The 10,723-nt window shown below is 28.7% G+C and carries 12 protein-coding genes; all 12 read left to right on the forward strand.

Annotated elements, in window-relative coordinates:
- A partial coding sequence (locus FAY47_RS14890) for a hypothetical protein (protein WP_207706245.1) occupies positions 1–379 on the forward strand: 379 nt, incomplete at its 5' end.
- Positions 380–393: 14 nt separating this feature from the next.
- Positions 394–753 carry a hypothetical protein gene (locus FAY47_RS14895; RefSeq protein WP_143317700.1) on the forward strand — a complete coding sequence of 120 codons (360 nt, stop codon included), beginning with the start codon at positions 394–396 and terminating at the stop codon, positions 751–753.
- 481 nt (positions 754–1,234) lie between these two features.
- Positions 1,235–1,582, forward strand: coding sequence for a hypothetical protein (locus FAY47_RS14900; RefSeq protein WP_143317701.1), 348 nt, complete (start codon positions 1,235–1,237; stop codon positions 1,580–1,582).
- A 14-nt stretch (positions 1,583–1,596) separates the two neighbouring features.
- Complete coding sequence (locus FAY47_RS14905; RefSeq protein WP_143317702.1) at positions 1,597–1,944, forward strand: hypothetical protein; 348 nt, start codon at positions 1,597–1,599, stop codon at positions 1,942–1,944.
- A 532-nt stretch (positions 1,945–2,476) separates the two neighbouring features.
- Positions 2,477–3,376: a tyrosine-type recombinase/integrase gene (locus tag FAY47_RS14910; RefSeq protein ID WP_143317703.1), complete on the forward strand. Its 900-nt coding sequence runs from the start codon at positions 2,477–2,479 to the stop codon at positions 3,374–3,376.
- Between the two features lie 199 nt (positions 3,377–3,575).
- On the forward strand, positions 3,576–4,799 hold the full coding sequence (locus tag FAY47_RS14915) for an IS110 family transposase (RefSeq protein ID WP_143317704.1): 1,224 nt from the start codon (positions 3,576–3,578) through the stop codon (positions 4,797–4,799).
- 120 nt (positions 4,800–4,919) lie between these two features.
- The gene (locus FAY47_RS14920; RefSeq protein ID WP_185966851.1) at positions 4,920–5,222 is read left to right on the forward strand and encodes a hypothetical protein; all 303 of its coding nucleotides are present in this window, start codon (positions 4,920–4,922) and stop codon (positions 5,220–5,222) included.
- 24 nt (positions 5,223–5,246) lie between these two features.
- On the forward strand, positions 5,247–5,750 hold the full coding sequence (locus tag FAY47_RS14925; RefSeq protein ID WP_143317774.1) for a hypothetical protein: 504 nt from the start codon (positions 5,247–5,249) through the stop codon (positions 5,748–5,750).
- A 273-nt stretch (positions 5,751–6,023) separates the two neighbouring features.
- Entirely contained in the window at positions 6,024–6,902 is an 879-nt protein-coding gene (locus tag FAY47_RS14930) for a hypothetical protein (RefSeq protein ID WP_143317705.1), read from the forward strand.
- A gap of 114 nt (positions 6,903–7,016) precedes the next feature.
- Positions 7,017–7,568, forward strand: a complete 552-nt coding sequence (locus tag FAY47_RS14935) for a helix-turn-helix transcriptional regulator (protein WP_143317706.1) — start codon at positions 7,017–7,019, stop codon at positions 7,566–7,568.
- A gap of 276 nt (positions 7,569–7,844) precedes the next feature.
- Entirely contained in the window at positions 7,845–9,839 is a 1,995-nt protein-coding gene (locus FAY47_RS14940) for a methyl-accepting chemotaxis protein (protein WP_143317707.1), read from the forward strand.
- Positions 9,840–10,215: 376 nt separating this feature from the next.
- A partial coding sequence (locus FAY47_RS20360) for a hypothetical protein (protein ID WP_207706246.1) occupies positions 10,216–10,723 on the forward strand: 508 nt, incomplete at its 3' end.

Consider the following 10,723-nt stretch of genomic DNA (forward strand, 5'->3'; position numbering starts at 1 on the left):
AATTAGGGGTGGGAGTGAAGCTGAAGTTATTAAAGATGAAATCTTGAATAATGGTGCAAAGTGGAAGTCTGATGAAGCACTTAATAAACATGTGAAAAAACGTATTAGAAAAGGGCATATTCCAGATAATTGGACAGTTGATGAATATAATAATAAAATACATGAAATTATGGACAAAGATAATCTTCAAGTATATGAGTATATTAAAAATGAAAAAACTGGTGAATTATTTGACCAAAAATACTATATTTATGGTGATGGTGAGTGGTTAGTCATGGTTGGTGAAAATGGAGTCATGGAAACGGCATTTCCACCTGATGTTATTAATGGAGGATACTCTGGATATTTAGAAAGTTTGAAAGTTAATAGAATAAAATAAGGAGTTAAATAGATATGAAGGAAGAATTAAAAAAAATGATAGATAATTATGGTATTGATGTAGAGGACGAGTTAGATGTGAGTCCATTTGAATTTGATTATACATTTAGAACTAGAGAATATTTAGCAAAAGAATATGAATTATTTGATATTGATGAGAAAGAAAAATTAAAACATTATGATAAGGTATTGCTTAGTAGAGCAAAGGAATTTTATGAATATTTAAAACCATTGAAAATATGGGGAAATAATAGTTCACCAATTAAATACTGGTGGTGGCATTTAGATAAAGTTGTATCAGGACAACTTAAAATTAATATTGACAAAAATGAAGTTGACTATTGTGGGGAAATTATTAAATTAGATATAAAATAATTTGATAAGAGTTTGAAATTTTTGAATTAGTAAAAACTTGAGTAAAGACAAGTTTTATTTATGAAGAGATAGTTTTTATTATCTCTTCATTTTTTATTGATTTTTAGTAATTAAATATATTATAAGATAGATGTAGATATTATTTAAAAAAGGAGAAATAAAAGAATTATCAGCATTAAAAAAGTTTGGAATAATTTTAAATGAAGGCAAAGAGATAAATGTATTAGAGAAGCTTATAGGAAAAGGAGTTAGCAATGATAATGCCTTAAAGTTAATTAATAAATTAGATGTAGAAGAGCTTAAAAAGTTACATTCATTTCTAGAAAAGAAACCATCAGACTTTGATGCAAGTGAAATTGTTGATAAGATATTAGGTGGAGAAAAGGTTGATGATGTTATTAAGGGGGTAAGTAATCCTAATAATTTTAAAATAATCAAAGAAATATCAGCAGAAGAAACTAACAATTGGTGGAAAGAAGTTATGAATTATGATAATCCACCATATAAACTAGGTACTGTAGTTAATGAAATAGAGTTATCTGAAAAAACAACATTTGTAAGAGTATATGATGGAGAAACTTCAGGAATGTATGGTGGTTGGGTTATGAAAGCAGAAGACATAGAAGGTTTAACACCTGCACAAATACAAGATAAATTTGCATTGCCTAGTACACCTAAATATGTTGCAGATGTTAATTTAGATGCAGGAACCCATCTTCGTACAGGGGTTGTAAATCCACTTGAAGGATGGGGAAATGGCGGTGGAATACAATTTGATTTGATGGGACAAAGAACTGGAGAATTCGTTAATCCAAGACCATTACCATAAGGAGGTAAAGTAGTATGAATGAACAAATAAAAATAAATGAAAATGTGTTAATTATTAATAATATAGATGTTAGGTTCGACTATAATATTCGAGATGTTAAAATATCTGGAGATTTAATAATCGTATTATTAGCAATACCATTTAATGAAACAGAATTAGATAATTTATATGCAATTTCTAAACAGGGGAAAATAGTATGGAGAGTTCAAGGATTAAATACAGTATTTCCAAATCAAAATAATCTTCCATACGAGCAAATGAATGTTAATGAAAATGTTATAACTGCAACAGATTTCTATGCTAGAAGATATTTTATTAATCCTTTGAATGGGAGTATTGAGAAAAGAGATATTGGAAAGTAATACAGTATATAAATATTTGAAAGACTAATGAAAAAATATTTTTGGATAATTTCAAAAGTATTTTTTCTTGAAATCTATAATAAATTTTATATAAAATATAAATAGATAGTTGGAATTAACTAATTATTTAAGAAGGCATTCAGAACATGGAATTAAATAAATTAATAAGGTATTAAGAATAAAAATTCATTTATAAAAAAGAATGGATGTCAGGCAAAAAAAGCCAACAGTATAACTGTTATGACATTACTGCTACGGAAGAATTGACTTCACCTATATGTATATTTGTAGGAAAGTGGCATCATTGCTAAACTAATATAAAAAGCATATCCCACATAGTCTGAATTTTAATTGAGACTATGTGGGATATATTACTTAAAGTATTGTTTTTGCTGATGTGAAATGACTTTTGCAAAAGAAAAATTAATGAAATACTGTGATTATTTATTATTAAAAATAATCTATAAAAAACTTGAAATTTATTAATATGATTTAGAATAATAATATCAAACCTAGAGAGGGTGTGGTATTTATGAATGATAAATGGAATTTTAGTATGGATGAAAAGACAATGAATATATATAGGAATTTAAATGAACAAATAGACAAGGTATTTAGACATACTCGCCAAAGCAGTATCAAGACGAGATATCGTTATGAAGATGGAATGAACCATTTTGCTAAGTTTCTAGCAGAAACTTTTAAAAAGCAGAATTTAAACAAAATAGAAAATAAGCATTTACAAGCATATGTTGAGCAAATGCAGGAAAGTGGTTATTCTAAATCTTATATTACTACTAATCTATCTGCAATAAGATTTTTTGTAGATGTAAGGGGTGGTGACAGTAAAAAACTATCTATCAATAAAGAACTAGGGGTATTGCCTAGAACTAGAGAAGATAGAATAGGGAGCAATAAAGCATGGAATGATACAGAAGTTAAAAGATTTATTGAATATGCTAATAACAAGAATGAATTCAGGTATGCTGATATAGTTAATTTGTCATATTCACATGGGCTTCGAGTACATGAAGTTGCTAGGCTTGATAAGAGTCAATTAGGTGATGCGTTAGAAAAAGGTTTTCTAACTGTAAAGGGTAAGGGTGGGTTAATTAGGAGTATTCCTTTAAGTAATAAGGAACTAGTTGAAAGACTTTATAAAGAAACAAAGTCTGGTGAAAAGGTATTTATCAATAAAGAAGAAAAGACACATAAGGTTATAAATAATTTGCAAGTATTTATTTATAACCACAATAAGGAATTTAGAAATAGCGATAAATCATTAACATTTCATCGTTTAAGACATGCTTATGCTCAAAGAAGATATAGGGAATTAACCCAAAAGGGATTTAATGATTATAGTGCAAGGTTAAAAGTTTCTAGAGAATTAGGACATTTTAGGGTAGAAATAACAGATATTTATTTAAGTTAGAAAAATTTAATAAAAAAGTTTACTCATTTCTTGAAATTAGAAAAAGCATTTGTATAATGCAAGAACATAAGTTAATTGCTTTTCAGGAAATGGATAGGCTGTTGCCCCCTTGCGAGTTCATGTAACTAACGCTGTGATTGAGGTTGCCAACATTTCCTGAAGAGTTAATATAAATATAATTTCTAAAGGAGTGTTGATTATGGATGATGGGTCAAATTATGCATTTATAGGTGTTGATGTTCACAAAGAACAGCATACTGCTGTTGTTATAGATTGGTGGACAAGGGTATTGGGAGAGTTCACATTTGAAAGTAAAATTTCAGTGTACCCAGAATTTATAAAGGAATTAAAGAAAAAGATTCCCGAAAACTTAAACTTAATATTTGGACTTGAGGATGTTGGGGGAAATGGAAGGAGTTTAGCAGTTTTCTTAAAAGAAAATGGATATATTGTAAAAGAAGTTAATCCTTCATATTCTTCATCAGAAAGAAAAAGTTATCCTACTACGCTTAAAAATGATACTTGGGATGCAAAGTGCATAGCCGAGGTATTAGTAAAGAAAGTAGATATTCTAAAGGAAGCAAATCCCAGTGATTTATATTGGACTTTAAAACAATTTGTATATAGAAGAGATTCTATTGTAAAATCATTATCTATAACAAAAATACAACTACATGAACAATTGACAAAAAGTTATACGAGTTATAAGAAATTTTTTGCTGAAATTGAAGGAAAAACTGCTTTGGCATTTTGGGAAAAGTATCCTTCACCAAGCAAATTGAAAAATATAACTACTAAAGAATTAAAAGAATTTTTGCTAGAAGCGAGTAATAATTCTTGCTCAACAAAGAAAGCAGAAAGTATTTTAAGTTTTATAGCAGGAGATGGGGATACTTTTAGAGAATATCAAGAGCATAGAGATGAACTTGTAAGAAGTTATGTTAGATATATAAGATTTTGTAGGGAAGAGATTGAAGAATTAGAAATCCATATGAAGAAGATAATATCTAAACTTGATTATAAGTTAGAAACACTGACAGGTGTAGGAATCGTTACTGCATCCCAAATAATAGCGGAGATAGGTGACATTAATAGATTTGAAAGTGCTGATAAATTAGCAAAGTATGCAGGTGTTGCTCCTACTAATTTTTCTTCAGCAGGTAAAGGCAGAGATGTTAAGAGCAAACAAGGGAATAGAAGGCTTAATGGTGTTCTGTTTCTTCTTGCTAAGCAACAAGTTCAATTAACAAAAAATACTGGAAAGCCAAGAAATCCAATATTATATGACTATTATTTAAGGAAAACAGGTGAGAAAAAGTCAAAATCAAAAGTACCAGCCTTAATATGCATTATGAGAAGGCTTGTAAACATAATATACGGGATGATGAAAAACAAGACAGAATATGTTATGGAGTATAGGTGAAATCAGATGTTAGAGGTGGTAGTTAAAACTATCACCTTAAACTTTTATTAATTTTCATTTGATTGGGGGGCTACTGATGCTAGTAAGGCAGTATGGGATAATATAAAGATTACTCAGCCTATGTATGATGGTACAAAAATACCTAAATCATTTGAGTTAACAGCTGGTGGAGAAAAGTTCTGGGTACATCCAAATGGTACAAAACATATGGTTGAATATATAACAAGAGGCCCTATGTCACATGGAATGCCTATAAATAGTCAAACTCTACTTTCAAGTTTTCAAACATCAGTTGAAGGTGCAGTTAAGCAAGGTGTTAAGTATGATGAAATTATGAATGTAGGAAATTGGGAATTAATTTTTAGTAAACCAAGAGGTGATGGATTATTGCCAGTAATAAAACATGCTGTTTACAGACCATGAGTAAATGAAAGGTAGATGTATAAGATGTTAAAAGTATTTAACCATGAAGAACCTAAGAAAGAAAATATTGAATTTGATATATATACACCACTAAATATAGAATTTGGAGTGTGGAATATTTCAAAAGAACCAACTGTATACTGGAGAACAGGAGATTTTAGAGGTTCATTAATAGAAATAGGAATAGGAAAGCATAAGAATGATATACGTTCTATAACATTAACTATATGTAAAAATGTATATGAAGTAGATAATTATTGTGAAAATAACTTTAATTTATTTAAAGGAAGTCCTATATTAGAATTGAAAAATATTAACAATGAAACATATACAGATGAAAAGGGGACATTAAAAGTATATATAGAAAGTAAAAGTGTAAGTATAATATTTTCAGAAAATAAAATTAGTGATTGCTTACAAAATGATAATGTTTATTTCTATTTAGACACTAATAAATCACTAGTAGGATTAAGAGTTAATAATATTAGTAATGAGAATAAAGCGATATTTAAGCAGTCATTAGTGTAGTTTGTAGGTTTCAGGAAAACTTATAAAATGCTCGCTTTAGAATAAGGAGTATTTTATAATATTGTCAAATAAATAAAAAATAAATAATAATCTTAATCCATAATCTAAATAATTAAGTAAAAATATCAAATGAATCAGCTGAAACAAAGTAGGCTGGTTCATTTTTTATAAATGCGTAACTTTCAATTATTCATATTTAGTCATTTTATTAGAATATATACTAAATTAGTGTATAATAAAAAATATGTTTTAACTATGAGGAGGAGAAAGTAATTGAAAATAAGAATGTTCCATGATGTGTTTCATGTGAAATTAAGCATATGGTTTAAGCTAGAATATATAAAAATAGTACTTTTAACTAAGAGATCTTTAAGGTGTAAAAAAAGAATATTAAATTATATACTGCAATTATGGCCTGTTATATTTTGTTTAGTAATATATGTGTTATTAGCTTATACAGTTAATGGTGAAAAAGATTTCTTAAAAACAATGTGGCAAGAAAAGTCAGTTATATTTACATGTTTGATTTTAGCATTATCAAATAATTTGGTGCAGGGAGAAAAGAAGAGAAAAAGTATATTAATTAAAAAACATGCATTATATGTAGATATGATGAGATTATATGAAAATGAAATTTTAAAGATCTGTAAGTATATGGGGTATGAGCATGGGGAAGACATGATATTCTATACTTCTAAAAGATGGAAGCGCATTGATGTTGCTGTGAGAAATTTTATTAATAATGAAAACTTTTCTAATATGTTAATGCAGAATTATAATGATATATTAAAAGAATTTGAATACTTAGAGTATATAACAAGAGATTTAAGCAGAGACATTCTTGAATATAAATTAGAAAAAGATAAATTAATGTTTGATATAGACATGGTTTTAAATATTATTATGAATAGCAAAAATAAGCTTCAAGAAATACACTACGATGTATCAGAAGGAAGGAATATTGAAGAGTGTGACATTTGGAGATTTGTAGAATTATATGCCCTTATGATAATGTATATAGGCTGTTTTGTTGATAGTTTAAGAAGTGTATGGAGGAAGGATATAAATCTTACTATTAAAGCATATAAGTTGTTATCAATTGAAAATGAAGATAAGATATATAACCATTATAGAAGTAAGATATTAGAATGAGTTATTTTATAGAATGCAAATACAAGTTGCTAATTTGCAATTGTTGGTTGGTGTTATTTTAGTGTAAGACCTATTATAATTTACACATAATAACAAAGAAAAGAGGTAGAAGTCATGGGCTTTGCAGAAAATTTGAAATCAATTAGGAAGGAAAGACACATTTCACAAGAAGAGTTAGCAGAAATAATGGGGGTAAGTCGCCAAGCAGTTTCCAAGTGGGAGCAGGGAAGTGTTTATCCAGAAATGGAAAAGCTGCTTCTTTTGGCTAAGGAACTTAATTTATCTTTAGATTATTTAATGTTAGGTGAGAAAAGTTCCAATGAAAACAATAAAACTATATCCAATAATATAATTGTACCAACAGGGAAAATTACAATTAAATCATATGATGGAAAATCAATTGTTAACTGCTATAAGGTTTTAGCGTCACCTGTGATGTACAAAGCAAAAAGTGATGAGCCTAAATATTGGTTGATTGGTGTTAACAACGGAGCTTTTTGGGGAGAAAAATCAATTTTACTTGGCTGGTATGCTGACGAAGAAAAGATAAAAAAGGAAATGGATGAAATTGCAGAAGCAATTAATAATGGGGTACAAGCATATGAATTAAAATATGCAGTAAAAGTTAAGAATAAAATGTTAAGAGTAAAAATAGATGAAGAGTAGCTTGGCTTTTAGGTGATGTACAAGAAATTATATTTTTAGAATTAATATAATTAAATAAATTGTAGGGAAGGAAAATACATGTGTATTTTCCTTCTTTGTATTTAGTGACTTAATTAATCCAATTTGGGATAATTAAGAAAAAAATAGCGTTAATTGTAGAAATATGATACAATACCCATGGCTCAAAATTATTGCAAAAATTAGTGGGAACAAAGGGGGAAAATACAATATTAGCAATAATATTTGCCAATGCATTAACTTAATTAGGAGGAAACGATGAAAAGTATTAAAACAAAACTGATATTATCTTTAGGGGTGCTAATAGGAATTATATGTATAGGATTAGGTGTAATTTCATTTGTAAATTCATCAAAGGCATTAACATTGAATTTAGGAAAAACCCTTCCTAACATTGCAGAACAAGCAGCTAGCAGCATTCAAGGAAGAATTGAAGGGCATCTAAGTTCATTAGAGGCTATTGCAGCAAGAAATGAAATAAAAGATCCTAATAACTCATGGGAAAATAAAATGCCAATTCTTTTAGATGAATGCAAAAGAATAAAAGGCATTAGGATGGAAATTGTAGATAAGAATGGGGATATCAAGAAAGCAGATGGAACAACTGCTAATGTTAAAGAGAGAGCATACTTTAAAAATGCACTATCTGGTAAAAGCAGTGTGTCAGATCCAATAATAAATAAGTCTGATAAAACTGTAGTAGTTGTGTATGCAGTTCCTATTAAAAACAATAATGAAGTTGTAGGAGCGCTAATTGAAACAACAGACGGTAATAAATTAAGTGAATTAACTAACATGATTAAAGTTGGGGAAACAGGCTATGCATTTATGATAAACAAAGATGGTGTAAACATAGCTAGTAAAGATAAAGACAAAGTAATTGATATGCATAATCCAATTGAAGAAGCAAAAAATGATCCAACTTTACAATCATCAGCAGAAAATGAAAAGAAAATGATTAAAGGTGGAAAAGGATTAGGTGAGTACACTTATCTTGGAGTAAAAAAATATGTAGGGTATGCTCCAGTAGGAGATACTAATTGGTCACTAGGAGTTACAGTAACTAGAACAGAAATATTATCAGAGTTAGATAGCTTAAAGATTTCTGTTATGATATCATCTATAGTATTTATATTAATTGGATTAGCTATTCTTTATATAATTGCTAATAGTATATCTAAAGGAATAAAATCAACTTCAAAACATTTAGAATTATTAGCAGGAGGAAATTTATGTGAAGAAGTTCCGCCTAAATATTTAAAACTAAAAGATGAAGTTGGGGATATGACTAACTCAATGAAGGTAATGCAAGAATCCCTAGGAAATATGATTAGAAGGATAAAAGAAAATTCTTCAAATATTAATATGCAATCAGAAAGCTTATCTTCTGTTTCAGAAGAAATAGCAAATGTATCGCAAAATGTTACAGAAGCAATATCTGAAATTGCAAAAGGGACAAGCAATCAATCTGAAGATTTAATAAATGTAACAGATATCCTTAATGAATTTAGTAATAAGTTATCTGAAATGGTTACTGAAATACATGTTGTAGATTCAAATTCTAGAGAAATAAGTTTAATGGCAAATGATAGCAGTAGTGAAATGAACGGATTAAATCAATCAGTAATAAATGTCAGCAATTCATTTAAAGAATTTTATCGTAAAATCATGGCACTTGGAAAAGATATAAATGAAATAAATGAAATCACAAATTTAATAAATAATATTGCAGAGCAAACAAATTTATTAGCACTAAATGCAGCTATTGAAGCAGCTAGAGCAGGGGAAGCAGGAAAAGGATTTTCAGTAGTTGCAGAGGAAATAAGAAAACTTGCTGAACAAGCAAAAACATCATCAGAGGATATTAGTAAATTGATTAATGCAATATCTAATAATACTGATACTATAGTTCAGGAATCAATTACAATGGATGATGAAATAATGAATCAAGCTAAAACTATAGACAATTCAATAACATCTTTCAAGAAAATAATACAAGCAGTAGATGAAGTAATTCCTAAGATTGAAATAGTTAAAAATTCTGCTGAGGATATAGATAATGATAAGAATGCTATTTTAAATAGAATAGATGGAGTATCTTCAGTTTCAGTTGAGATTTCATCATCTTCACAGGAGATTTCTGCATCATCAGAAGAAATGAATGCTTCAACAGAAGAAGTATCAGCAGCAGCACAAATGCTTAACAATATGACAAGTGAAATGATTGAGGAAGTAAATAAGTTTAAAGTTTAATATGGAAGAATTGGAATAGGAAAATAGGGCCTAATTTTGGGCTCTATTTTTTGTATGTGTCTTAAACTTCAGAGATGACGAAAGTGAAATATATTTACAAAATTGAGATATAAGAGTAAAATAGACAAAGGGATTAGGAAAAGCTGGGAAATTATGATTAAGCAAACGATATTGAATTTATCAAGGAATAAAATTAAGATGAATGGAGATATAGTATGCTTAAGTTAAATAATAAAGAAATAAAGACTTATTATATACAGGACAAGCATCTGTTTAGTGATAAAGTGGGAGAAACTCATTTTGTTTTAAAAAGAGATGTTGTGTCCTTTTTTCATTCCGCTGTACATTATGTTAAGTAACTTAGGGGGAATGGAATGTGATAAGTGATATCAAGGTAAATTACGCGATAATAGGAGATCTAAGAGATAAGATAGCTACATATAAATCAGCAATTGAAACCATGGAAGAATCATTAAATAATATAAATAGCAGGCTTGAGACCGAAAACAGCGGGGAAGCTGTAGCAGCGTTAATAAGTAAGCATGAAGACTTAAAAGGTGATATAAGTGCCTGCAAGGGAGAACTAGAGGATTTATATAAACTTTTTAGTGGTTTTCATGATGAAATGACAGGAATAATACATCCAATGAGTTATCAAGGACTTATGAGAGTAGACAGAGATGATATATGGTGGAATATGCAGTCAATAATAGGTGCTTGTACTGCAATAGGAATTATGAGATACAATGTTTCAACTTATAGAAGTTTTCCAAGTTTTTCGGACAGTAAAGAAGAAAAGGAAAATCAAGAAAGAAATTATAGAAAAATAGAGGAAATTTGGGATATAATTAATTCATATAAGAGTGGATTTGATTCCGAAATAG

The organism is Clostridium sp. HBUAS56017 (genome assembly GCF_007115085.1).
GTDB classification, from domain to species: domain Bacteria; phylum Bacillota; class Clostridia; order Clostridiales; family Clostridiaceae; genus Clostridium; species Clostridium cibarium.

Bases quoted from the DNA above. Each gene is read 5' to 3' on its own strand.
- FAY47_RS14940 (WP_143317707.1), top strand. From the start codon at position 7,845: ATGAAAAGTATTAAAACAAAACTGATATTATCTTTAGGGGTGCTAATA.
- FAY47_RS14920 (WP_185966851.1), top strand. From the start codon at position 4,920: ATGTATGATGGTACAAAAATACCTAAATCATTTGAGTTAACAGCTGGT.
- FAY47_RS14935 (WP_143317706.1), top strand. From the start codon at position 7,017: ATGGGCTTTGCAGAAAATTTGAAATCAATTAGGAAGGAAAGACACATT.
- FAY47_RS14925 (WP_143317774.1), top strand. From the start codon at position 5,247: ATGTTAAAAGTATTTAACCATGAAGAACCTAAGAAAGAAAATATTGAA.
- FAY47_RS14900 (WP_143317701.1), top strand. From the start codon at position 1,235: ATGAATTATGATAATCCACCATATAAACTAGGTACTGTAGTTAATGAA.
- FAY47_RS14915 (WP_143317704.1), top strand. From the start codon at position 3,576: ATGGATGATGGGTCAAATTATGCATTTATAGGTGTTGATGTTCACAAA.
- FAY47_RS14895 (WP_143317700.1), top strand. From the start codon at position 394: ATGAAGGAAGAATTAAAAAAAATGATAGATAATTATGGTATTGATGTA.
- FAY47_RS14910 (WP_143317703.1), top strand. From the start codon at position 2,477: ATGAATGATAAATGGAATTTTAGTATGGATGAAAAGACAATGAATATA.
- FAY47_RS14905 (WP_143317702.1), top strand. From the start codon at position 1,597: ATGAATGAACAAATAAAAATAAATGAAAATGTGTTAATTATTAATAAT.